The organism is Mesorhizobium sp. M0058 (assembly GCF_040323095.1).
Classification (GTDB): domain Bacteria; phylum Pseudomonadota; class Alphaproteobacteria; order Rhizobiales; family Rhizobiaceae; genus Mesorhizobium.
Genome location: NZ_JAMYUQ010000003.1, coordinates 312,519 through 337,165, shown reverse-complemented (window position 1 = coordinate 337,165; position 24,647 = coordinate 312,519). Strand labels below are relative to the sequence as shown.

Annotated in this window: 20 protein-coding genes; 9 read left to right on the top strand and 11 right to left on the bottom strand. The window is 62.4% G+C overall.

All coding sequences use genetic code 11. The annotated features are described in order from the left end of the window. Positions 1-8: 8 nt before the first annotated feature. From NKJ75_RS06970 to NKJ75_RS06950, 5 genes are all read right to left on the bottom strand, one after another. Positions 9-1,148 carry an ABC transporter ATP-binding protein gene (locus tag NKJ75_RS06970; protein ID WP_023729070.1) on the bottom strand — a complete coding sequence of 380 codons (1,140 nt, stop codon included), beginning with the start codon at positions 1,146-1,148 and terminating at the stop codon, positions 9-11. 82 nt (positions 1,149-1,230) lie between these two features. Beyond that, positions 1,231-2,328 (bottom strand): polyamine ABC transporter substrate-binding protein, encoded by a 1,098-nt coding sequence (locus NKJ75_RS06965; RefSeq protein ID WP_023669323.1) that lies wholly within the window; start codon positions 2,326-2,328, stop codon positions 1,231-1,233. Between the two features lie 426 nt (positions 2,329-2,754). Further along, a complete protein-coding gene (locus tag NKJ75_RS06960) occupies positions 2,755-3,708 on the bottom strand; it encodes a DMT family transporter (protein WP_023689324.1) in 954 nt (317 codons plus the stop codon). A 160-nt stretch (positions 3,709-3,868) separates the two neighbouring features. Then, a complete protein-coding gene (locus tag NKJ75_RS06955; RefSeq protein WP_031193251.1) occupies positions 3,869-4,768 on the bottom strand; it encodes a DUF2167 domain-containing protein in 900 nt (299 codons plus the stop codon). Positions 4,769-4,918: 150 nt separating this feature from the next. Then, on the bottom strand, positions 4,919-6,346 hold the full coding sequence (locus NKJ75_RS06950; RefSeq protein ID WP_352499483.1) for a helix-turn-helix domain-containing protein: 1,428 nt from the start codon (positions 6,344-6,346) through the stop codon (positions 4,919-4,921). A 248-nt stretch (positions 6,347-6,594) separates the two neighbouring features. Between NKJ75_RS06950 and aceA the strand changes: the two genes are divergently transcribed. The 3 genes from aceA (at position 6,595) to NKJ75_RS06935 (ending at position 8,917) form a co-directional block, all read left to right on the top strand. Further along, positions 6,595-7,884, top strand: a complete 1,290-nt coding sequence (gene aceA, locus NKJ75_RS06945) for an isocitrate lyase (protein WP_352499482.1) — start codon at positions 6,595-6,597, stop codon at positions 7,882-7,884. Between the two features lie 52 nt (positions 7,885-7,936). Beyond that, positions 7,937-8,179, top strand: a complete 243-nt coding sequence (locus NKJ75_RS06940; protein ID WP_023669318.1) for an SMc00767 family acetate metabolism repressor — start codon at positions 7,937-7,939, stop codon at positions 8,177-8,179. Between the two features lie 276 nt (positions 8,180-8,455). Beyond that, positions 8,456-8,917 carry a response regulator gene (locus NKJ75_RS06935; RefSeq protein WP_352499509.1) on the top strand — a complete coding sequence of 154 codons (462 nt, stop codon included), beginning with the start codon at positions 8,456-8,458 and terminating at the stop codon, positions 8,915-8,917. A gap of 30 nt (positions 8,918-8,947) precedes the next feature. Here the strand turns inward: NKJ75_RS06935 and NKJ75_RS06930 are convergent, their stop codons facing one another. Further along, positions 8,948-9,655 carry an HAD family hydrolase gene (locus NKJ75_RS06930; RefSeq protein WP_352499481.1) on the bottom strand — a complete coding sequence of 236 codons (708 nt, stop codon included), beginning with the start codon at positions 9,653-9,655 and terminating at the stop codon, positions 8,948-8,950. A gap of 147 nt (positions 9,656-9,802) precedes the next feature. Here NKJ75_RS06930 and NKJ75_RS06925 point away from each other — a divergent pair, with 147 nt between their 5' ends. The 3 genes from NKJ75_RS06925 to NKJ75_RS06915 all read left to right on the top strand — a co-directional run bounded on the left by NKJ75_RS06925 (position 9,803) and on the right by NKJ75_RS06915 (position 13,767). Continuing rightward, entirely contained in the window at positions 9,803-11,239 is a 1,437-nt protein-coding gene (locus NKJ75_RS06925) for a glutamine synthetase family protein (protein ID WP_023669313.1), read from the top strand. A gap of 120 nt (positions 11,240-11,359) precedes the next feature. Then, the gene (locus NKJ75_RS06920; RefSeq protein WP_352499480.1) at positions 11,360-12,646 is read left to right on the top strand and encodes an NAD(P)/FAD-dependent oxidoreductase; all 1,287 of its coding nucleotides are present in this window, start codon (positions 11,360-11,362) and stop codon (positions 12,644-12,646) included. A 275-nt stretch (positions 12,647-12,921) separates the two neighbouring features. Further along, positions 12,922-13,767 (top strand): SH3 domain-containing protein, encoded by an 846-nt coding sequence (locus NKJ75_RS06915; protein ID WP_023746246.1) that lies wholly within the window; start codon positions 12,922-12,924, stop codon positions 13,765-13,767. Positions 13,768-13,788: 21 nt separating this feature from the next. Here the strand turns inward: NKJ75_RS06915 and NKJ75_RS06910 are convergent, their stop codons facing one another. The 3 genes from NKJ75_RS06910 to NKJ75_RS06900 form a co-directional block, all read right to left on the bottom strand. After that, positions 13,789-15,084 (bottom strand): Mur ligase family protein, encoded by a 1,296-nt coding sequence (locus tag NKJ75_RS06910; protein ID WP_352499479.1) that lies wholly within the window; start codon positions 15,082-15,084, stop codon positions 13,789-13,791. An 85-nt stretch (positions 15,085-15,169) separates the two neighbouring features. Continuing rightward, complete coding sequence (locus NKJ75_RS06905; protein ID WP_023704507.1) at positions 15,170-16,465, bottom strand: Mur ligase family protein; 1,296 nt, start codon at positions 16,463-16,465, stop codon at positions 15,170-15,172. Positions 16,466-16,644: 179 nt separating this feature from the next. After that, on the bottom strand, positions 16,645-17,391 hold the full coding sequence (locus tag NKJ75_RS06900) for an SDR family oxidoreductase (protein WP_027049416.1): 747 nt from the start codon (positions 17,389-17,391) through the stop codon (positions 16,645-16,647). A 321-nt stretch (positions 17,392-17,712) separates the two neighbouring features. On the opposite strand from NKJ75_RS06900, the gene zwf reads away from it, so the two are divergent. The 3 genes from zwf (at position 17,713) to edd (ending at position 21,766) form a co-directional block, all read left to right on the top strand. Continuing rightward, entirely contained in the window at positions 17,713-19,182 is a 1,470-nt protein-coding gene (gene zwf / locus NKJ75_RS06895; RefSeq protein WP_023669307.1) for a glucose-6-phosphate dehydrogenase, read from the top strand. Next, positions 19,164-19,880 carry a 6-phosphogluconolactonase gene (pgl, locus tag NKJ75_RS06890; protein ID WP_352499478.1) on the top strand — a complete coding sequence of 239 codons (717 nt, stop codon included), beginning with the start codon at positions 19,164-19,166 and terminating at the stop codon, positions 19,878-19,880. Before zwf ends, pgl begins: the two co-directional genes overlap by 19 nt. A 62-nt stretch (positions 19,881-19,942) precedes the next feature. Next, positions 19,943-21,766: a phosphogluconate dehydratase gene (gene edd / locus NKJ75_RS06885; protein WP_352499477.1), complete on the top strand. Its 1,824-nt coding sequence runs from the start codon at positions 19,943-19,945 to the stop codon at positions 21,764-21,766. A 67-nt stretch (positions 21,767-21,833) separates the two neighbouring features. Here edd and NKJ75_RS06880 read toward each other — a convergent pair whose 3' ends face one another. After that, positions 21,834-23,492, bottom strand: coding sequence for a vWA domain-containing protein (locus NKJ75_RS06880; protein ID WP_352499476.1), 1,659 nt, complete (start codon positions 23,490-23,492; stop codon positions 21,834-21,836). Positions 23,493-23,640: 148 nt separating this feature from the next. Then, entirely contained in the window at positions 23,641-24,633 is a 993-nt protein-coding gene (locus tag NKJ75_RS06875; RefSeq protein WP_032905230.1) for a GlxA family transcriptional regulator, read from the bottom strand. Positions 24,634-24,647: the final 14 nt, after the last annotated feature.

Genomic DNA, 24,647 nt, shown 5'->3' with positions numbered 1-24,647 from the left:
GCCGCCCCCTACCGTGTCAGCACGACGCCGGCATCCGGCCGGAAGGAGACCCAGGCGCGGTCGTTCCAGGTCAGCGGGTCCTCGGTGACTCGCGCCGCGTTGAGCGCGCTTGCCCTGATGATCTGCCCGTCATCCAGCCGGATGTGGTAGACGGTCATGTCGCCGAGATAGGCAACGTCGTAGACCTCGCCCTCAAGCGCATTGACGGCGTCGGCCGGTTTCGTCGACGACACCTTGATCTTCTCCGGCCTGATGGCGAAGACGATGTCGGAACCGGCCTTTGTATCGGTGCTGTTTTCGACGACGATCTGGGCCCCTGTCGCGCCGGTGATGCGCGTGGTGTTTGCCGCACGCTCGGCGACCTTGCCCTCGAACATGTTCACATTGCCGACGAAGTGGGCAACGAAGCGCGAACTGGGGGCTTCATAGACTTCCGCCGGCGTCGCCACCTGCATCACCTCGCCCTTGTCGATGATGGCGATGCGGTCGGCCATGGTCATCGCCTCTTCCTGGTCGTGGGTGACGACGACGAAAGTGAGCCCGAGATTTTGCTGCAGGTCCATCAGCTCGAACTGCGTTTCCTCGCGCAGCTTCTTGTCGAGCGCGCCGAGCGGTTCGTCGAGCAGCAGCACTTTCGGCCGCTTGGCGACCGAGCGGGCGAGTGCGACGCGCTGGCGCTGCCCGCCGGAGAGCTGGTGCGGCTTGCGCTTGGCGAACTGCTCGAGCTTGACCAGCTTCAGCATCTCGGCGACGCGCTTTTCGATATCCGGTCCCGGCATGCCTTCCTGCTTGAGGCCGAAGGCAATGTTCTTTTCCACCGTCATATGCGGGAACAGCGCATAGGACTGGAACATCATGTTGACCGGGCGGCGATAGGGCGGGATGCCGCGCAAATCCTGGCCGTCGAGAAGGATACGGCCGGCGGTCGGCTCCTCAAAGCCGGCAAGCATCCTGAGCAAAGTCGACTTTCCGCAACCGGACGCGCCGAGCAGGGCGAAGAACTCGCGCTCGAAAATGGTCAGCGATAGATTGTTGACGGCTGTGAAGTCACCGAACTTCTTGGTGACGTTCTCGAACTGAATGTATGGCTTGGCATTCGGATCAGTCCAAGGCGCAAAATCCCTGCGGATGCTGCCAAGCGATTTCATGTCCCACTCCGTCCTGTTTTTTTGCTTCTTGCCCCAGAGAAGAATGGTCCCGGCAGATGACTGCCGGGACCAGTCGCGTTGCTTACTGGCCGGTGACGATCTTGGTCCAGCTGCGCGTGATCAGGCGCTGGGTCTTGGGATCGTAGGGCTGGACCGTATAGAGTTTCTTCAGGGTCTCGGCGTCCGGATAGACAGCCGGGTCATCCAACAGTGCCTTGTCGACGAACTGCTGCGAAGCCTTGTTGCCGTTGGCGTACAGCACATAGTTGGACGACTTGGCGATCACTTCCGGCTTCATCATGTAGTTGAGAAATTCGAGTGCCTCGGCGGCATGCGGCGCATCGGCGGGAATCGCCATCTGGTCGAACCACATCTGGGCGCCTTCCTTGGGCACGGAATAGCCGATCTCGACGCCTTGCTTGGCCTCGACCGCGCGGTTGCGCGCCTGGAAGACGTCACCCGACCAGCCGACCGCCAGGCAAATATCGCCGTTGGCGAGCGCGTTGATGTATTCGGACGAATGGAATTTGCGGATATACGGCCGCACCTTCAGCAACGTCTCCTCGGCCTTGGCGATGTCGTCAGGTGAGGTGCTGTTCGGATCGAGGCCGAGATATTTGAGCGCCGCCGGGATGATGTCGGCCGGCGAGTCCAGCACATAGACGCCGCAGTCCTTCAGCTTGGCCAGGCTGTCGGGATTGAAGAAAACATCCCAGCTGTCGATCTTGTCGGTGCCGAGTGCAGCCTGCACCTTCTTGATGTTGTAGCCGATGCCGACCGTGCCCCACATGTAGTTGATCGAATATTCGTTGCCCGGATCGTATTTGGCGGTGCGCTCCGAAACCGTGTCCCACATGTTGGAAATGTTGGGCAGCTTCGACTTGTCGAGCTTCTGGAACACGCCGGCCTGGATCTGGCGGGCCAGGAAGTTGCCGCTGGGCACGACGACGTCATAGCCGCTGCCGCCGGCAAGCAGCTTGGTTTCGAGGATTTCATTGGAATCGAAGGTGTCGTAGACGACCTTGATGCCGGTTTCCTTGGTGAAGTCGTCGATGATCGAACTGTCGATGTAATCCGACCAGTTGAAGACGTTGACGACGCGGTCCTCGGCATGGCCGCCGACGGCGAAAAGCGTCAGAAATGCCGAGGTTGCCGAAAGCCAGAGCGCTTTGCGGATCATGCTGTTCTCCTTTGATGAGTGTTCCTTCGCCAAGTCGTCGCTGTTCGAGCGCGATTGGGCATTTGCTTCAGAGTATTGAGCTTTCCGGGCAGCCACAAGCGTGAACTGCCGGCGCCATCCGGGCGGTTCGACAAGCGGCAGATCATGGCTCTGTGTGCCCGCATGGCGGGCGCACTGACGCCGTCAGAGGCTTTCGCCGTGGCGCGGGCAGGGATACGACGCTGTGGTCCGGTCTTGGTCCGACCGGCGGGGACACTTGGCAAGATAAGCCTGTCTTGTTGTTGCCGTGCCCCAGCCTGCCCGTGCCGCAGCAAGGTTGTCAATGGCCCGCGCGGGGCAAGCCCGGTCAATAGGGCGTGCGGCTTCGCTAATTGGGGAAAGACGGGCGTAATTAGGGAAGACGGGCTCAACCAAGGGAAAGGCGGGTCAATTAGGGGATGGCAGGCCGGTGGTCCCCGGCCGTGCAGGTCTCGCCTGGCGCTTGAATTCAAGCGCGATATGGACGAGCAGCGCGGCGACCACCACCGCGCCGCCGATGATGGTGCGCACCGAGGGCACCTCGCCATGAACGAGCCAGACCCAGATCGGTCCGAGGATCGGCTCAAACGTGCCGAGGAGTGCTGCGATCGCCGCCGGAACCAGCCTCGCGCCGGTGGCGAAGAAGGCAAGGCCCAGGCCGAGATTGATGACGCCGAAGGCAAACAGGAAAGCCATGTCGTGGGCCGACGTGGCAAACTGCGTGGCTTGCGATGCGGCGAAAGCCGCTGCCAGCATCGTGCCGAGGCACGTCGCCGGCGTCATGCGCACATGGGCGAAGCGCCGGGTGATGACGGTGGCAATCGAGAACATGACGGCGATCAGCAGCGACAGCCCGTCGCCGATGGGCGATACGGCGCCGTCGAGCGATTCCGACACCATGATGGCGACGCCGGCGATGACGGCGGCGATCGCCACCCAGGTCGCGACGGCGACGCGTTCGCGAAACAGCACCCAGGCAAGCAATGCCGCCAGCAGCGGCACACCGGCTTGCATCAACAGGATATTGGCAACGGTGGTGTAGGCGAGCGCGACAACGAAGCACGTCGACGCCGTGGCGAAACAGACGGCCACGGCAAGGCCGGGCAGGCCCATGTCGCGAAACAGCCGCAACATGCCGCGCCAGCCGTCGCGCCAGGCCATGAAGCAAATCAGGAACACAGCCGCCCACAGCGAGCGCCAGAACACCACCGTCCAACTGTCAGCGGTGTCGATGAAGCGGGCGATGGTGCCGCCAAAGCTCCACATCAGCGCCGACAGGAACACCAGCAGCAAGCCGACCCGCTCTTCGCGCGGCGAGACGATCGGCGATGCGGCGATTGGAGAAGATGCGGTATCGGTCATGGGGCGCGACTGTCGGCTATCTCGGGGCGGCATGATGCACAATGGACGACAGAAACGTGCCGCATTCTCTAGCGCATAGGCTACCGCCGGAGGTGATCCAGCCCGGCATTCCCTTTGGCGCACCGCCAACCGGCAGCCATACGGGCAAACACCGCCGTTTCTAGGACGTGCCCTTGTTGCCGCGGATAAAGCGCCAAAGACCGGCCAACGGTACCAGCAGCAGAATGCCGAACTTTTTCAGGGCGATGAGCGCGACCGCAATCAGGCCGGCCTTTGCCGCGAGTTTTCCAGCGATGAGGCCGCCAATGCCAACCGCGGCGACCGTGTCGGTGCCTGGCAGAAAATCGGTGTATTTCTTGCCGGTGTTGAAGTCCGCCACGCCCAGCACTTCGTCCAGGCTCTGCTTGATCTCCGGCAATTGTTCGACCGTAGCGATGTAGCTCATCACGAAGACGCCTTCCCGGCCGAGGAAACGGACGTCGTAATTGAGCGTGTGGACGGTATCGTCTCCGAACTGCAGTTCCTTGGCCCAGTGCAGCCGCTTGTGGACGAAATCATAGACCGGCGGCGAGGCCCAGCCGATCAGCTTGATCGGGGGAAAGCCGTCCTTCACCCGCTGATCGTTGGCCGACAATGTGTCCGCCTGCATGCTGCTCAGCAATTCGGTGTAGTCGATGGATGCGGCGTCGGCGTCATCGACATGGCCGATCTTTTCATAGCGCAATTCGATGCCCCAACCGTTGCCGGCGATGGGCTCGTACTTGGCCGGGAAGATCATGCCGATTGCTTCGGACGCGGTATCAGCCGGATTGCCCCAGGCCTCGGTCAGGACGGACGTCGCGTCCTTCTTGCCCAGAAAATAGAACTTGTCCTTGAGATCGAGATGGATGCCTTCGGGAAGGTCGACCGCGCCGGTCTTTGGATCGATTTTGTCCAGGAATGCCTTGCCGTCGTCACTATACTGTTGATAGTCCTTGAAGAATTCCGAGGATTTTTCTGCCAGAACAGGCCCCGCCAAAAGGGCAAGCGCCACGCCAAGCCACAAAGCTTTCCTGTTCATAAGCCGTCCCCCCCTTGGCTGCCCTGCAGCTCACTTTCGATAGCGCAGCGCCGATGCTTAATCAATATTTGGTTCGGCGATGGTTCGGGCCGCGCTGTATTGCTTAGCGCAAACAGCTGCAGTCTTCCGCGACCTCCACCCCGAGAAGCATCACTGGAAATCGAAGGCGCTCAGGCCCGTCACCATCTCGTCGAGGCCCAGCGGACGGGTCACCGGCGGCTCGGCGCGGGCGAGGCAGCCGATGCGTTCGCACAGCCGGCAAGCGGGACCGACCGGCGTGGCGGCGCCCTGTCCGGCCTTTGCCGGCAGCCCGGCGCCATAGACGATCTCGTCGCGAAAGCCGATATCGCAGCCCAACAGCAGCGCGGTGCGGCGCGGACGCTCGGAGAACGAACCCTGCGGCCCCTCGAGCGTGCGTGCGATGCAGAGGAACTCGGCGCCGTCGGGCATTTCAACCGCCTCGACCAGGATTTGGCCAGGCGAAGCGAAAGCGGCATGGACCGGCAGTTTCGGGCAGCCACCGCCAAAGCGGCTTTGCGGAAAGCCCTGGCCGCCGGCCTTGCGGAAGCGGTTGCCGGCATTGTCGACCTCGAGCATGAAGAACGGGACCCCGGACAAGCCAGGACGCTGCAGCATGGTCAGGCGGTTCGCCGCCTGTTCGAAGGAGACGCCGAAACGCGAGCGCAGCACATCGATGTCGTAACGAGCCCGCACGGCGGCGGCATGAAAGGCCTGATAGGGCATCATCAAGGCATGGGCGGCGTAGCGGCCGAACTCGAAGCGGGCGAGCCGGCGGGCTTCGTCCGTACCGAGCTTCAGCGCCTGAATTTCGCCGGCGACAGCGACCGTCATGCGGATCAGGCAGGCCTCCATGGCGACTTCGCGCAACTGGTCGAACGGCGACAGCCGCTCCGATAGAAAAAGACGCTGCGAATGACGGTCATAACGGCGGCGCCAGTTCGGCATGGTGGCCACCGGCAGCACCTTGACGACGATGCCATACTCGCGCTTCAGCCACGCCTTCAGCGCGCCGAACAGATCGTCGCCGGGGTCGAGCACCGAGGTGAAGGCCTCGGCCTCCTCCTCGAGTGCTGCAAAATGGTTCGGCCGGCGCTCGAAAATCTCGTGCACTTCGTCGATCGGCAGCCGCGCACCGGACAGCGCCGTGGCGCGGCCCTCGCGCGCCAGAAGCTCGTTGAGATCGGACAGCCGCTCGGCCTGCTCGCGGTAAGCGCGAAACAGTTTTATCATCGCAGCCGATGCGTTGGGGGCGGCCTCGGCCAGTTCGATCAGTTCCTGGTCGCCCGGCAGCTCACCGGCAAGCAGCGGGTCGCCGAACACTTCCTTCAAGGCCGAGATCGACCCTCTCGCCTCACCCTGCAATTCATGCGGGTCGACCTTGTAGACAGAGGCCAGCTTCAGGATCAGCTGCACCGTCAGCGGCCGCTGGTTGCGCTCGATCAGGTTGAGATAGGACGGCGAGATGCCGAGCCCCTCGGCCATCGCCGTCTGGGTCAGGCCTTTGGCGATGCGGATGCGGCGGATGCGCGGCCCGGCGAATATCTTCTGGTCGGCCATCGGCTTTCCTTGACAGGAATTTACACGCCTTGCGAGCGATGAGCGGCGCACCATCTTTTACAATCATGACAGATTTACAGCGGCAAGCAGTCAAACACAACACAGGTTTTCTCTTATTTTCTACCGGAAATGGCGGTTTTCCTCGCTCTCGTCGCGGCGCAATGTAAATGATGTCACACACAGACGACGCACACCATCCCAGGGTACGGCGTTTCAAGACACTGGCATCGGTTGATCTGGAGTGACCAATGACTGATTTTTACAATCTTGTCCCATCCGCGCCCGAAGGCCGCTTCGACGGCATCGAACGAGCCTATTCGCCGGACGATGTGAAGCGGCTGCGCGGGTCGGTCCAGATACGCCAGAGTCTTGCCGAAATGGGCGCCAACCGGCTGTGGAAGCTCATCCACGAGGAAGACTTCGTCAATGCACTCGGCGCCATGTCGGGCAACCAGGCGATGCAGCAGGTGCGTGCCGGGCTGAAGGCAATCTATCTCTCGGGCTGGCAGGTCGCCGCCGACGCCAACACCGCGTCGGCCATGTATCCGGACCAGTCGCTCTATCCCGCCAATGCGGCGCCCGAACTGGTCAAGCGCATCAACCGCACGCTGCAGCGCGCCGATCAGATCGAGACCTCGGAAGGCAACGGCCTGTCGGTCGACACCTGGTTCGCGCCGATCGTCGCCGATGCCGACGCCGGCTTCGGCGGACCGCTCAACGCCTTCGAGATCATGAAGGCGTTCATCGAGGCCGGCGCTGCCGGCGTCCACTATGAGGACCAGCTGGCCTCTGAGAAGAAGTGCGGCCATCTCGGCGGCAAAGTGCTGATCCCGACCGCCGCGCATATCCGCAACCTCAACGCGGCGCGTCTGGCGGCCGACGTGATGGGCACGCCGACGCTAGTCGTGGCACGCACCGATGCGGAAGCGGCAAAGCTTCTGACCTCCGACATTGACGAGCGCGACCAGCCTTTCGTCGACTACGATGCCGGCCGCACGGTTGAAGGCTTCTACCAGGTCAGGAACGGCATCGAACCGTGCATCGCGCGCGCCGTTGCCTATGCGCCGCATGCCGACCTGATCTGGTGCGAAACATCCAAGCCCGATCTGGCGCAGGCCAAGAAATTCGCCGAAGGCGTGCGCAGGCATCATCCGGGCAAGCTGCTCGCCTATAATTGCTCGCCGTCGTTCAACTGGAAGAAGAACCTCGACGACGCGACGATCGCCAAGTTCCAGCGCGAGCTCGGCGCCATGGGCTACAAGTTCCAGTTCATCACATTGGCCGGGTTCCACCAGCTCAACTTCGGCATGTTCGAGCTGGCCCGCGGCTACAAGGCGCGGCAGATGGCCGCCTATTCCGAGCTGCAGGAAGCCGAGTTCGCGGCCGAAGTCCACGGCTACACCGCGACCAAGCACCAGCGCGAGGTCGGCACCGGCTATTTCGACGCCGTCTCAATGGCGATCAGCGGCGGCCAGTCCTCGACCGCCGCCATGCATGAATCGACTGAGCACGCCCAGTTCAAGCCGGCAGCGGAATGAACCGATCGACATAACCAACAGAGGAAACGCCCGAAGGGCAAGGGAGAAGAAAATGGCATCCATAAGCCGCGTCAAGGAACGTGCAGAAGAGCAGTCCACCACGATGAGTGTCGACCAACAGGCGACAATCCGCATGCTGGCCAACGACCTGCACCGACTCAATCAATCGGTGATGAAGGCAGTCGAGGCCGGCGTCTCGGTGGAACTGGTGCGCTCGGCCCGGCATCATGGCGGCGACGGCAATTGGGGCGACCTGCTGATCCCGGTGATCGTCACGCAGAAGAGTCACGGCTGATCTTCCCTTACGGAAGCTTTGTGCTTGTGGAATCTATGGGCCCCGTCGCTCACTGGCCGATTTCAACGTCACCCGCGGGTTTTCAGCGCGGGTGACTTTCGCTTTTGAGCGTAAACTTAACTACAGTTCGAAAACAGACCTTATCTCCGAGGTTTAATATTTCCGGCTATATTTCGCAGGTCCGTCATTTCAGCTTGACATGGCGGGCGATCTCACGCCAATTGGCTCTCGGATTTCAACCCTGCATTGAAGCAGCGCCGAGTGCCCGCCCCGCCCATGTGCCCTGTGAACCGCGAGACCGACACCGCCAAACATCTGAATTCGTCAAGCAGGGACGCGAACTCCGAGATATCAACGGATTTCTCCCACGTGCTGGTCGTTGGAAAATCGCCGATCAACCGGGTGGTGGTGTCGAAGATCGTCGAGAAGTCCGGACTGAAGCCGATCTCCGAGTCGCCCGAAATGGCGGCCAATACATTGCGAACCCTCATTCCGGGCGCCGTCGTTCTCGATGGCGGCCCCGACAACGAGGACTGCCGCGCGCTGATGGCGGCCATCGACGCCTTGCGGCGGACATCTGGGCGGTCGCTTCCCAAGGTGATCCTGCTTTCAACCAAGACCGGCACGCCCGACAGCCTAGGTCTGTCGAGCGTGGTCGACGTGGTGGTAACCAAGCCGATCACCACCGAAAGGCTGCAGCCGGTGGTCGACCGGCTGATCAGTCTCGGGCGCGGCTGATCGCAATCAGCCCGAACGCGTGCCGGGCGGTCAGCCTTCCTTGCCGATGCTCTCGATCAAAGCCGGCAGTTCGCCCAGATCGACAATCTGGCGGAAGCGCGGTGCCTCGACCGGCGGCTCGACGTGTTCGAGCACCCAGGTCAGCTCGTGCGGCACATACACACCCCAGCTGCCGGCCTCGATGGCCGGCACCACGTCCGACTTGAGCGAATTGCCGACCATCATGCTGGTCTGCGGGCTGCCGTGACGGCCAAAGATCCTGGCATAGGTGGCGGCGCTCTTGTCGCTGACGATCTCGACGGCATCGAACAGGTCGCCAAGGCCGGACGCCGCCAGCTTGCGCTCCTGATCGAACAGATCGCCCTTGGTGATCAGCACCAGATGGTAGGCGCCGGCGAGCCTTTCCACGGTCTCACGCGCATGCGGCAAAGCCTCGACCGGATGTCCCAGCATGTCGCGGCCGGCGGCAAGGATTTCGGCGATGGTCGACCCCGGCACACGGCCCTCGGTCACTTCTATTGCCGTCTCGATCATCGACAAGGTAAAGCCCTTGATGCCGAAGCCGTAGACGGCAAGGTTGCGCTTCTCGGCCTCCAGCAGCCGTGCCGAAATGTGCTCGGCCTCGCCATGGTCGGCGAGTAGGGTTGCAAAATGCTTCTCGGTCAGGCGGAAGAACTGTTCGTTCTGCCATAGGGTATCGTCGGCGTCGAAGCCGATCGTGGTCAATTTGCCTGGCATACGGTGTCTTCTGCTGCTCGATCTGCGGGAGGTTGACCCTAATCTGCGTGGCGCGATTTTCAACCAGGAAGGCGAAGACAGGCAGCTCCCCTTCCCTTCCATCACCGGCAACAGCTATACTGTGATAATTGTAACCCAAACTGGTGAATGATGCCGCCTGCGAAAAAGGAAGTCCGTCCGTCGACCCGCGGAGGACGCGTCCGAACGCCTGCCTTCGTGAAAAATCAACGCGGCGTGAAGAACTGGAAGGAAGTCAGCGCTTGGCTGGAATGGCGCGGCATCGAAGACATAGAATGCATCACGCCTGATCAGGCTGGCGTCGCGCGCGGCAAGATGATGCCGTCGAAGAAATTCACTTCCAACACCTCGCTGGCGCTGCCATCGGCAGTGTTCATGACGACGATTTCGGGCGGCTATCCCGAGGATGGCAACGGTTTCCACTATCCGGAGGATGATGGCGACCTGAAGCTTATGCCGGATCTGTCGACGTTGACCGTCGTGCCGTGGGAAGAAGACCCGACGGCCGCCGTCATCTGCGACCTCGTCCATCAGGATGGCCGTTCGGTCGAGTTCACGCCGCGCAACGTCCTGAAGCGCGTGGTAGCAGCCTATGACAAGCGCGGGCTGAAGCCGGTGGTGGCGCCCGAGATCGAATTCTATCTGGTGCGCAAGAACCCCGACCCGGATTATCCGTTGACCCCACCCGTCGGGCGTTCCGGACGGGCAATCGGCGGCGGCGCCGGCTATTCGATCGCCGGCGTCAACGAGTTCGACGAACTGATCGACGACATCTACCATTTCTCCGAAAGCCAGGGCCTGGAGATCGACACGCTGATCCACGAGGAAGGCGCCGGCCAGCTCGAGATCAATCTGCGTCACGGCGATCCGGTCGAGCTCGCCGACCAGGTGTTCATGTTCAAACGCACCATCCGCGAGGCAGCGCTCAAGCATGAGATCTATGCCACCTTCATGGCCAAGCCGATCCAGGGCCAGCCAGGTTCTGCCATGCACATCCACCAGTCGATCATCGACAAGAAGACCGGGCTGAATATCTTTTCGGCGAAGGACGGCTCGGAAACCGACGACTTCTTCCATTTCATCGGCGGCATGCAGAAGCATGTGCCGAACGCGCTGGTGATGTTTGCCCCTTACGTCAATTCCTACCGCCGGCTGACGCAGTCGGCCTCGGCGCCGGTCAACAACAAATGGGGCTATGACAACCGCACCACGGCGTTCCGCGTGCCGCGCTCGGATCCGGCGGCGCGGCGTGTCGAAAACCGCATCCCGTCTTCCGACGCCAACCCCTATCTGGCGCTGGCGGCCTCACTTGCCTGCGGGCTGATCGGCATCACCAACAAGATCAAGGCCGAGCCTCCGGTGCTGACCACCGCAAACGCCGATGAGATCGACCTGCCGCGCGGCCTGCTCGAAGCCGTCGACCTGTTTGAGGGCGACGAGGAGCTGTGCGCCCTTTTGGGCAAGTCCTTTGCCGCAACCTATGCAGCGATCAAGCGGGCGGAGTTCGAGACCTTCATGGAAGTGATCAGCCCGTGGGAGCGGGAGTATCTGTTGCTCAACGTGTGAGCGGCGACTTCGTCGTGTGAATGGTGAATAGTGAATGGTGAGTAGTTTCATATTGGATGGATGAGCGCAGACGTCGTGCGTCTCGCAGCCATTCACCATTCACCATTGGCTGGTGTCCCCATGCCTTACCAATCACCTATCTCCCCCGGTCGCTCCTGGTACGAAGACACAGCCGGACCACGCCCTGAGTACCCTGCCCTGGACGGCGACCGCAGCTGCGACGTCGTCGTCGTCGGCGGTGGCTTCACCGGGCTGTCGGCGGCCGCTCATTTGGCGAAGGCGGGAGCCGACGTCGTTCTGATCGAAGCGCATCGCTTCGGCGACGGCGCTTCAGGGCGCAATGGCGGCCAGCTCGGCACGGGCCAGCGCGCCTGGGCCGAAGAGATGGAGGCCGAATACGGCTTCTCCCGCGCCAAGGCGCTGTTCGACCTTGCCGAAGAGGCGAAAGCGCACCTGCTCGAATTCGCCGCCGTCAACCAGATCGACATCGACTATATGCCGGGCCAGTTGTCCGTGGCGCACAAGCCGCGTTATCTCGACGACTACAAGGCACATGCCGAGATCATGGCCGGCCGCTTCAATTATCCGCACATCGCCTTCATGGATGCCAGGGAAACGGCCGAACGGCTGGGCTCCACACGCTACTTCGGCGGCACCCGCGACACCGGCACCGGACACATCCACCCGATGAAGCTGGTGATCGGCACGGCAAAGGTGGCGGCAGCGGCCGGCGCGCACCTGTTCGAGCAGACACTATCGACCGGTGTTACCTCCAGCGGCGGCAAGGTCAGGGTGACGACTTCGAGAGGAACCATCACCGCCCAGAAATGCCTGATCGGTGTAAATGCCTATGGCGGCACGCTCGAGCCGGTGAGTGCCGCGCACATCATGCCCATCGGTTCTTTCATCGGCGCGACGGTGCCGCTGGGCGTCGATTCGAAAGTGCTGCCGGGCGGCGAGGCGGTCGACGATTCGCGTTTCGTCGTGCGTTATTTCCGCAAATCCAGGGATGGAAGGCTGCTGTTCGGCGGGCGCGAGGTCTATGGCGTCAACGATCCGAAGGACATCCATGTCCATATTCGCCGGCAGATAGCCGAGCTTTATCCGGAACTGAGCGATGTCGAGATCACCCATGGCTGGGGCGGCTATGTCGGCATCACCATGCCCAGGAAACCGTTCGTGCGCGAGGTGATGCCCAATGTGATCTCGGCCGGAGGCTATTCCGGCCACGGCGTGATGCTGTCGAACTTCTTCGGCAAGCTCTATTCCCAGACCGTCGCCGGCAACCGCGACAGACTGAAGCTGATCGAGGACCTGAACATCCCGGCTTTTCCCGGCGGCCGGCGATTTAGAACGCCATTATTGTTCTTGGCACTGAACTGGTTTGCCCTGAGGGACCGAATATAGGGAAAGTATCTCATATCAGCCGTGGCTGGTACTGAGCTGATTCTATTGAGCTGTTGGTTGCCGCAGCGAGACGTTGCAGAATCCTTAACAAGAGCGCACAATTCCCCTGAGGGCGCACTGATGCCACAATCAAGGGCAAAGGATGCCGGTTCTGGGCGATTGAACGGGGATTTCTGCGGGCCTGCCCGCTTTGTTGTTGGGACCGATGCCGATCGAATGCCGGGCTGCCGGCGCCGATCGAAAGAACACCGGCTCATCTTTTGGAGGTGGCAAGAGTGAACGAGCCCTTCAGTTTCGGCGCGCCGGAACGTCGGCGCTTCGCCATGCAATTCGGCTATGACATGCGGCCCTCCTTCTGGCAGGGGGTGCGCACGAATTCGCATCTGGTGATCGCCGCGGTCGGCACCGCAGCGCTGCTTGGCGTGGCGGGCATAGCGCTTTGGCTGGCGTTGCCGGCCAGCGACCGGCAAGCGATCGCCAGCACACAGCAGAACGTTCCGACTTTTCCGGTCAAGACGACCAAGATTGCCCCGGTCGCGGCCACGGCTGCCGCGGTAGCGGCGCCACAAGCCGCGCGCAAGGGCGATGCGGTTTCATCGACGGTCGCTGCCGGTGGGGCTGCCATGCCGCCGCTGTCGGCGAACGATCCGCGCTGGACTGCGGCGCAATCCAACAGCGACCCTGCCGCGACGCCATCCGATCAGGCGCCTGCCGAGCAGGCTGCCGCCAAACCGTCTGATGCCGCGGCATTCGAAGAACCGGCGGCGCAGAGCGACGCCACGACGCAGCTGTCAAAGGTCGCTGCTCCCGCCAATGACGACGACGCTGAGACCGCCGCCATACCGACGCCAAAACCGCAACTTCCAGACGAGCAATCTTCCGCCGCAACGGACGATACCCAGGCCAAGGCCAAGCCACAGAAGGTGGCTGCTGCCGCCGGCACCGGACGCATCCTCAGGGCGGTGACAATGCGTAGCGGTCCGCAGAAAAACGCCGCCGCCATGGGGACCGTGCCCGCCAAGTCGTCGGTGCAGGTGATGAGTTGCAAGAAATGGTGCCAGATCGTCTACAACGGCAAGCGCGGCTGGATCTACAAGAGCTACATCAAGACCGGGGCTTGAGACGCAAGCCGCCAGATCTGGTCAGCCGCCGAACAACCACCTGAAACGGTGTCTCCTGCGAGCAAGTTTGCGCTTCGCCAGGAAATCCCGGTGTTCCTCGAACGGCACTTCGTAGAGGCCGCACATTTGGCAGCTTTCCGACTTGCGGCATATCGGGACCCAGCATTTGACGTCGTGTGTCCAGGCGAGCGCGATCCTTTCCAGATGAAGGTTGGACGAACTTTTCAGCAGAATCAGTTCTCCTGGGACTGCCGTCCGTTTGATATGATCCGAAACTTCCTTGGCAGTGCGAAGCTCAATGAAACGGCCGCTGTCGCGGTCGGCCTGGCTGGCGCGCGAGCGATGCGCATTGTCGCCGGTATAAATGACCTCATCGGCGATTTCGCGTGCGATGTTGTAGGCGGCGCCGTATTTCCTCGACGAGCCGGCGTAGTCGGATATCTGCCCCAGCACAATGCGCTTGCGAGCACCCTTGGCCTTTGCAATCATCTCCAGGGCAATGTTGAGCGAATGCCAGGGCGCTTTGGCCGTATCGACCAGGAATTTCGGACCCGCGGATACCTCTTGCACCGTAGAGCGGTTGGGCAGTGGTGCAAACGATGCCGTTCTCGCTACGACTTGCTCTGGCGGGACGCCAAGTTCCAAGGCGGCGGCAACAGCCGCTGCAGTCGGCAGCCAGAATTGCTCGCCGGGAAAAGGCGCTTGAATATTCAGGCTGCCACCGCGCCAATGAAGGGTGAACCGCAGCAATTCCGGATACGCGGCATGCACGTCACTCACGCGGTAGTCTGCCTCGCCGGACTGGCCGAAGGTCGCAATCCGGCATTTCGCGCCAGACGCCATGCCGATCACCAGTGGGTCATCGCAATTGAGAACCGCAAGTCCATCAGGTTGAAGTGCCCCGACCAGCGCCCGCTTCTCTCCCGCCACAGCTTCCAGAGTCTTGAACTTGCCGAAATGCTCCAGACGGATCATCGTAACCACCGCCACACTCGGCTTCAGCATCTGCGCCATGGCGCTGATCGTGCCGAAGTCGGAAGCGCCGGCTTCGAAAACGACGTAATCGACTTTGCCGGCCTTCCTCAGGCGCTTGTAAAGCGTTCGGATGAGCGCAGGCATTGTATTGGCCTGGGCCTGTAGATGCACCTTGCCTTGGGCGGCCAGTATGTGTGCAAGCAGGCTGGTGGATGTGGATTTGCCGGAGCTGCCGGTAATGCCGATGAACGTCGCCTTGTTACGCGCCCGCACCCAGCGCGCCTGCTGCCGTCGCAGCGCCCAGCCCAAGTCCTTGCGAATTTTCAGCAATTCCAGTTTCACACCCCGCCAGCTTTTAGCCCAGCCTAATATGCGTCGTGCCAAGTTCCAGAGTCAAACGGGCGCTGGCGTGCTTCAGCCAAAGATTCTAGCGGCCGAGGAGCCGCAGCAGTCTGTGCTTGCGGCGCTTCGATTTTCTCTGCGCCACAAACTCACGGTGCTGCTCAAACGGCACTTCATAGAGGCCGCATTGCTCGCATCCCTCGGTCTTGCCGCATACCGAAACCCAGCACTGGACGTCGTGGGTCCAGGCAAGAGCGACACGCTCGAGGTGCAGATTGGACGAGCTCTTGAGCAGGATCAACTCGTCAGGCTGCGCGGTTTGGGCGATGTAGTCCGACACTTCCCTGGCCGTGCGCAATTCGATGAAGCGGCCGCTGTCGCGATCTGCCTGGTTCGCCTTGGAGCGATGGGCATGATCGCCGGCATAAATCACCTGGTCTGCAATCTCGCGCGCGCTGCTGTAGGCTTGGGCATATCTGTTATTCGAGCCGGAAAAATCCGATAGCTGGCCAAGAACGATACGTTTTCGCCCGAATGTCGATCCGGCTACCATGTCGAAGGCAAGGCTCAGCGAATGCCAGGGCGCCTTTGCGGCATCCACGATGAAGTGGGGGCCGCCCGCGGGGACGAGCACCTGGCCGCGATTTTCCAGAGGCTGGAACGTCGCGGTTCTGTCCTTGACCATCTGCGCAGGCACGCCCAGCTCAAGAGCGGTTGCAACCGCCGCTGACGTCGGCAGCCAGAAATGCTGGCCGGGGAACGACGTCTCGATATCGAGCACACCGCCGCGCCAGTGGAGCGAGAACCGCAACGGCTTGGGATAGGCTGCCTCGATATCGCTGACGCGATAATCCGCCTGCTCCGATGTGCCGAATGTGACGGAACGGCAATAGCTCGCCGAGGCCATGCCCATCACAAGAGGGTCATCGGCATTGAGCATCGCGAAGCCGCCCGGCTCCAGCGCCGCGACCAGGGCGCTCTTTTCTCGAGCGACGTTTTCCACAGTCTTGAAACTGGCCCGATGCTCCAGCCGGACCATTGTGACAACAGCCACGTCGGGGCGAAGCAACTCGGCCATGGGCTTCATTGTATCCGGGCCGAATGCAGCAGCCTCGAAGACGACGTAGTCGGTTTTGCCGCCCTTTCCCATTCGCCTGGATAGGGTCGAGACCAACAGTTTCATAGTGTTGGCCAGAACCTGTGTGTGGACCGAACCCTGGCCAGCCAGGATGTGTCCAAGCAGGCTTCCCGCCGTCGTCTTGCCGGAGCTTCCGGTAACACCGATGAAAATTGCCTTGCTTCGCGCCCGCGCACGCTTGGCCAGGTAAAGCCGCAGCCGCCATCCCAGATCGTAGCGACTTTTCTGCTGCCTGATCTTCATCACCCGCCAACACTATCCACGATCCGTTATGCCTTTCGGGGGATCGAGAAGTCAAACTGGGGTCCGGCGTGACGACGTCAACTGTTCGTTCCTCGGCCGGCCGGCGCACCGATGCGAACTCTTGCCGACATTGCTCTGTCTGCCATGCATTGCGAACAGCGAGGTACTTCCCGAATTGCTCAAATGCAGCGGCCGCCGTCGACCTCCAGCGCCACACCGGTGATGAAGGCGGCTTCGTCCGACGCAAGCCAAAGCGCAGCGTTGGCGATATCGAGCGGCGTCGACAGACGGCCGAGCGGTATCGAGGCACGGAATTTCTCGCGGATCTCCGGCGTGTCAGTGCCCATGAATTTCTCCAGCATGCCGGTCTCGCCGGCGACCGGGCAAAGGCAGTTCACGCGGATGTTCTTGGGCGCGAGTTCAACCGCCATCGACTTGGTCGCGGTGATCGCCCAGCCCTTCGAAGCATTGTACCAGGTGAGCCCCGGCCGCGGCCGCAGACCGGCGGTCGAAGCCGTGGTCAGGATGACGCCGCCGCCCTGCCGCTCCATGATCGGCACCACGGCAAGTGCGGCGTGATAGATCGCCTTCATGTTGACTGAAGTGATCAGGTCGAAGGTCGCCTCGTCGACGTCGAGCATGTCGCCATTGCGATGGGTGTAGCCGGCATTGTTGACCATGATATCGATGCGGCCGAAGGCGCTTTTTGCGGCATAGACCATCTCGTCGAATTCGGAACGCTGCGAAACATCGGTCTGGGTCCAGATCGCGGCCTGGCCGATCTCTGCTGCAACGCGCTCCGCGCCCTTGGCGTTGAGGTCGGCGACGACGACCTTGGCGCCCTCTTCGGCAAAGCGCCTGGCCATGCCTTCGCCGAAACCTGACGCAGCACCCGTGATGACGGCAACCTTGTTTTCCAGACGCATGCTTTTTCCGCTCATTGAAGACCCACCTCGCAAGCGCATTTTCCTTTTTGTTTGATGCGTGTCTGTCTCCCAGAACCGCTTCGCACTTCTGGGCGACACGCATTAGCTTTCGTCACATTCCCGCTTTATGTTGCAGGCGCGAAAGCCCCGGGACCATCGCTTGACGAAAAGCCTCCGGGGAGCAGCCAGTGTCAAGGCACATTTGGAGCGAATCAATATGCAGTGATTTGGCCTCGATGTGACACCATGGCACTGGATAGTTTAAATCGATTAGATTATATCCTGCCGCGTCACAGCGAGCGGCGTCAAAGCGGACAGACCATGACCAGCCAGATCATTCCCGTCGAGCCTTTCGACTTCATCATTTTCGGTGGCACCGGCGACCTGTCGGAACGCAAGCTGCTGCCCTCGCTCTACCACCGCCAGCGCGACCACCAGTTTTCCGAGCCGACCCGCATCATCGGCACCTCGCGCTCCAAGATGAGCGACGAGGAATTCCAGGCTTTCGCCAAGCAGGCGATTTCCCAGCATGTTAAGCCGGCCGACATCGACGCCGAGGAACTCAAGACATTTCTTGCCCGGCTGTCCTACGTATCGGCCGACGCGACGACTGGTGCCGGCTTCGACAAGCTGAAAAAGGCGATCGGCGAAAGCGACCGCATCCGCGCTTTCTATCTGGCGGTGGCGCCGGCGCTGTTCGGCGACATCTCGCACCAGCTGAAAGCCCACAATCTCATCACGCCGAATTCACGTATCGTGCTGGAGAAGCCGATCGGCCGCGACCTCGATTCGGCGCGCAAGCTCAACGACGTGGTTGGAGACGACTTCCACGAAAGCCAGATCTTCCGCATCGACCACTATCTCGGAAAGGAGACGGTGCAGAATCTGATGGCGCTGCGCTTTGCCAACGCGCTCTATGAGCCGCTTTGGAATTCTGCCCATATCGACCATGTGCAGATCACGGTGGCCGAGACCGTCGGTCTTGAAGACCGCGTCACCTACTACGACAAGGCCGGCGCGCTGCGCGACATGGTGCAGAACCACATGCTGCAGCTGCTCTGCCTGGTTGCCATGGAGGCGCCATCGTCGATGGATGCCGATGCCGTGCGCGACGAGAAGCTGAAGGTGCTGCGGGCGCTGAAGCGCATCAACGGCAATGAGGCACCCAAGCACACCGTGCGCGGGCAGTACCGCGCCGGCGCCTCTGCAGGCGGCGCGGTGAAAGGCTATGTCGAGGAACTCGGCAAAGACAGCTCCACCGAGACCTTCGTCGCCATCAAGGCCGAGATCGGCAATTGGCGCTGGGCCGGCGTGCCGTTCTATCTCCGGACCGGCAAAAGGCTGGCGACCCGCGTTTCGGAAATCGTCATCGAGTTCAAGCCGATCCCGCATTCGATCTTCGGCGACAGCGCCGGGCCGATCTCAGCCAACCAACTGGTGATCCGGCTGCAGCCCGACGAAGGCGTCAAGCAGTTCATCATGATCAAGGATCCAGGCCCGGGCGGCATGCGGCTGCGCCAGATCCCGCTCGACATGAGCTTTGCAACATCTTTCGACGGTCGCGCGCCGGACGCCTATGAACGGCTGATCATGGATGTTATCCGCGGCAACCAGACGCTGTTCATGCGCCGCGACGAAGTCGAGGCGGCATGGAAGTGGATCGACCCGATCCAGAACGCCTGGGAAAGCGCCAGGCAGGAGGCGCAAGGCTATACGGCCGGCACATGGGGTCCCTCGGCCTCGATTGCGCTGATCGAACGCGACGGGCGGACATGGCACGAAAGCAATTGAGCGAGCCCGTCTATAACTGGAACGGCTTTGCCGGGCGCCAGGATCTGGCGGCAGCCCTTGCCGGCAATGTCGCGGCGCGCCTGACCAAGGCCATCGACGAGCGCGGCACGGCCCTGCTTGCCGTTTCCGGCGGCACCACGCCGGCAAAGTTCTTTGCAGCACTTTCGGCCATTCCGATCGCCTGGAACAAGGTGACGGTGACGCTGGTCGACGAACGGTTCGTGCCGGCCTCCTCGCCGCGCTCGAATGCGGGGCTGGTCGCGGCCAACCTGCTGCAGAACAAGGCGGCTGCCGCGCACTTCGTGCCGCTCTACCATGAGGCGGCAAGCATCGAGACCGCCGCGGCGGCCGACGATGCGGCGCTGAAGGCTCTGCCCTGGCCCCTCGATGTCGTCGTGCTCGGCATGGGCGGCGACGGCCACACCGCCTCGTTCTTTCCCGACGCCGAGAATCTCGGCGATTTGCTCGACCCGGCCTCATCAAGGATCGTGCTGCCGGTTCACGCGGCAAGCGCCGGCGAACCCCGGTTGACGCTGCCGCTGGCGCGGATCGTCGACGCCGGCTTCATCGCGCTGCATATAGAAGGCGAGGACAAGCGCACCGCCTTCGACGGTGCGATGGGACCGGGTGCGAAAAAGCCCATCCGCAAAGTGCTCGAAGCGGCACCCATCCCGGTAGAGGTGTTCTGGGCACCCTGATTTCACGCAAAGCAGTCCCGGCAGACGGTGGAGGACGTTCTTCCGGGGCTCGAAAGGACCACATGACAGCCAGACGCGACATCGAAGCCATCACGGAACGCATCCGCCAACGCTCGAAAGCCGGCCGCGAGCGCTATCTCGGCCGCATCGCCGAGGCCTCCAGCCGCACCGCCAACCGGGGCGTCCTGTCTTGCGGCAACCTCGCGCATGGCTTTGCCGTCTGCAGCCCGTCTGAAAAGCTGGCGCTCGGCGCCGACAAGGTGCCGAACCTCGGCATCATCACCTCCTACAATGACATGCTGTCGGCGCATCAGCCGTTCGAGACGTTTCCGGCGCTGATCAAGGATGCCGCGCGCGAAGTCGGCGGCATCGCGCAGGTGGCCGGCGGCGTGCCGGCCATGTGCGATGGCGTGACCCAGGGACAGCCCGGCATGGAGCTCTCGCTGTTTTCGCGCGACGTGATCGCCATGTCCGCGGCGATCGGCCTGTCGCACAACATGTTCGACGCCGCCGTCTATCTCGGCGTCTGCGACAAGATCGTACCGGGGCTTGTGATCGCGGCTCTCACCTTCGGTCATCTGCCGGCGGTGTTCGTGCCGGCCGGGCCGATGACGACGGGCCTGCCCAATGACGAGAAGGCCAAGGTTCGCCAGCTCTATGCCGAGGGCAAGGCCGGACGCGCAGAACTGCTCGAAGCGGAGTCCAAATCCTATCACGGGCCGGGCACCTGCACCTTCTATGGCACCGCCAATTCCAACCAGATGCTGATGGAGATCATGGGCCTGCATACGCCCGGCGCGTCCTTCGTCAATCCAGGCACGCCGCTGCGCGACGCGCTGACGCGCGAGGCGACCAGGCGAGCCCTGGCGATCACCGCGCTCGGCAACGCCTACACGCCGGTAGGCCGCATGATCGACGAGCGCTCTTTCGTCAATGGCGTCGTCGGCCTGCACGCCACCGGCGGCTCTACCAACCACACCATCCATCTCATCGCCATGGCCGCGGCGGCCGGCATCACGCTTACCTGGCAGGACATTTCCGACCTGTCGGAAGCGGTGCCGCTTCTCGCGCGCGTCTATCCGAACGGGCTTGCCGACGTGAACCATTTCCACGCCGCCGGCGGGCTTGGCTTCCTGATCCGCGAATTGCTCGACGAAGGCATCCTGCATGAGGATGTGCAGACGGTATGGGGCGAAGGCCTGAGGCCATATGCGGTCGAGGCCCGGCTCGGCGAAGATGGCGGCGTCGTGCGTGAAGCCTCGCCGCTGCAGAGCGGCGACGAGAAGGTGCTGGCGCCGTTCAAGAAAGCCTTCCAGCCGACCGGTGGCCTGAAGGTGCTCGCCGGCAATCTCGGCCACGCCGTCATCAAGACGTCCGCCGTGAAGCCGGAACGCCGCGTCATCGAGGCGCCGGCCAAGGTGTTCGACAGCCAGCAGGGACTGAACGAAGCCTTCAAGGCCGGCACGCTGACCGGCGACTTCATCGCCGTCATCCGCTTCCAGGGCCCGAAGGCAAACGGCATGCCGGAACTGCACAAGCTGACCACCGTGCTCGGCATCCTGCAGGATCGTGGCCAGCGCGTCGCGCTGGTCACGGACGGGCGCATGTCTGGCGCTTCCGGCAAGGTGCCGGCGGCGATCCATGTAACGCCGGAAGCGGTCGAGGAAGGGCCGATCGCCAGGATCCATGACGGCGACATCATCCGGCTCGACGCCGATGCCGGCACGCTGGAAGTGCTGGTGCCGGGGCCCGAGCTCGCGCTGCGCCGCACGGCCGACATCGATCTCATCGGCAACGAGTTCGGTTTCGGCCGCGAGCTGTTCGCTGGTTTCCGCCAGTTGGTCGGCCGCGCCGACCACGGCGCCAGTGCTTTCGGAGCAGCCTGACCAGATTGCCCTATCCATGAAAAAGGGCGACTCGTGGCCGCCCTTTTTTGCGTTCGTCCATACGATCCTATTGCACCGTGAGCTCGGCTCGCTCGCCGGCCTTGACTGTTACGGTGCCTTCCTTCGAGCTGTTGTCCGACTTCTCCGAAACGACCACATAATCGCCGGTCGCTATCGCCGCCTGATACTTCTGGTCGTAAGCGTAGCCAAGCGACTTGCGATTGCCGTTGATGTCTTTCTTAGCCTCGAAAATCTCGATCTTTGAAGCGCCGGGCGCGGTGATTGCCAGCACGCCGGCGTTCATGGCGACCTTCACATCCTGGAATTCGCCGACCTTGACGGTGAACGGCTGCTCGACGACGGCGAGGTCGACCGTCGCAATCAACACATAGTCATCGGCCGGCAGATCGAACTTGCTGTCAGGGCCATAGGAGTAGGTCACCTCTTCCCTGGTCCCGTCGATCTTCTTTTTCGCCTTGAAGACCTTGAAGCCAATGCCTGAACCATCGGCCTTGTCGCTGCCGGCAACATAGTAGGCGTTGGCCACGACATGCCCGACGCCGACGATGATGTCCTTTTCGACCGTCTTGCCGGCAGCGAGCGGAATCGTCTCGGTAGCCACGCCCTGGCCGATGGTGACAGTCACTTTCTCGTCGCCGGCCGGCAACACCACCTTGGTGGTGCCATAGTAGGTCGCGGGGTTATCGGCGCTCGGATAGTCGATCACGACAGCCGCGCCATCGACAACATCCGCCCCCACGCTTGGTCGCGGATGAATGATGAGCGTGCCGGCATTCAGGGTGAAGAGCGGCTTGTAGATCTGGCTTGCCTCGACCTTGAGCTTTTGTTCGGACTTGGCCTCCCCGTCGCGCGCGACGATGATGTAGTCGCCCGGCTCCAGATTGCCCTTGTAGGCGCCGTATTCGGTGGTGACGTTGTCGCCGCGCGTGCCATCGGCCTTGGCCTTGTAGACCTCCCAGGCATTGCCGTCGGTGATCGGATCGCCGCCTTCCGCCATGACCACGCTCGGGATGAAATTGAATTCGGGCTTTGCCGGTTCAGGGGCAGGCGCCGGAGCGGGTTCGGGTGCCGGCGCCGGAGCCGGCGCGGCGACGGTTTCGATCAGTGCTTCCTGCAGCGCCTTCTCGTCCGAGGCCTGGATATATTTGCCGCCGGTGTTGTCGGCGAGACAGGCAATCTGCTTGCCCTCGTCAGCGGTCAGGCCGAAGCCGACGACGTCGACGGTGAAATCGACGCCTGAGGCCTCCAGTTCCTTGCCCAGCGCGCACGGGTCACCTTCGCAGGTCTCAAGCCCATCGGTGATGAGAACCACGGTCGCCTTGTCCTCGGTGTATTTCAGAGCTTCGGCCGCCTGCTTGACGGCTGCGGTCAGCGGCGTCTTGCCGAGGAATTTCAGGCTGTCGGCAGCGGCCGAAATGGCGCTAGCCGAGCCGGCTTGCGGCGGCACGATCAGTTCGATGTCGTCGCAGCTGCCCTTTTCGCGGTGGCCATAGGCCATGAAGCCGATCTCGTCGTCGCCCGGGACCGACTGCAGCACGGTCCTCAGCGATTCGCGCGCGATCTCGAGCTTCGGCTTGCCGTCGATCTGGGCCCACATCGAGCCTGAAGCGTCAAGAATGATGACAACCTTATTGGCGGCAAAGCCGAGCGAAGTCATCGACAAAAGGAGCAGCGCCGCAGCGACGCTCCGCAAAAGTCCCGCCATCGAAATCTCCTTGAGGCCGCCCTCTGATCCGCGCCGGAAGCTATTTGACAGCGCGTCCGGACACAAGCCTGGAGCGGGTCACGAACGGTTGCCGTGTAACAGGATCGGCGCCGGCCGAGGCCTGTTCCGAGGCCGGCTCAGCACCGCGTCAGTACGTGGTGCGGCGCTCTTCGGAAGGCGGACGGCCGAACTGCAGCCGATAGCTCTGCGCGAAATAGGAGTGCGAGGTGAAGCCGGTGGCAATGGCCACGTCGAGGATCGGCATGTTGGTCTGGCGCAGCAGTTCGCGCGCCCGCTCAAGCCTGAGCCGCATGTAATAACGACCGGGCGTGACGCTCAAATGGCGCAGGAACAAGCGCTCGACCTGGCGCACCGACAGGCCCGCCGATTTGGCAAGCTGCACGGCTGATAGCGGCTCGTCGAGATGGTCGGCCATCAGTTCGACGATGCGCCTTAGCTTCTCCGACTTGCCGGTCAGGTCGCGCTCCGGCCCGACGCGCTGGCGGTCGCCGGCGGAGCGGATGCGCTCATGCTGGAACTGGTTGGCAACGCCGTTGGCGAGGTTCGAGCCGAAGTCGCCACGCACGATCTCCAGCATCAGGTCGATCGAGGTGGTGCCGCCGGCGCAGGTGTAGCGCTTGCGGTCGATCTCGAAGACGTTGCCGGTGCAATTGATGTCGGGAAAGCGCTCGACGAAGCCGGCGCGGTTTTCCCAATGGATGGTGCACCGATAACCTTCGAGCTGACCGGCTTCGGCCAGGAGGTAAGAGCCCACCGACAGCGCGCCGAGCGCATTGCCGCGCCGGCCCCAGCTGCGCAGCGCCGCCAGCACCTTGCTCTTGCCGGGGAACTCGACCGACAGGCCCACCGACACGAACAGGATATCGACCGGCGGCAAATCGGCGACGGCATAGTCGATCTTGAGCGGCAGGCCATTGGAGGCCATGACGGGATCGCCGTCGGCCGAGACCGTGGTCCAACCATAGAAATCGCGGCCGAGCAGGCGGTTGGCCGAGCGGAAGGTATCGATCGCCGCTGCCAACGAAAACATCGAAAACTTGTCGACCAGCAGGAACGCGAATTGCCGGCCCCCTTGAACGGGATCATCCGGCCGTTCAGAGGGTATAGTAAGGTTCGGCAAAGAAGCTGCTTTCT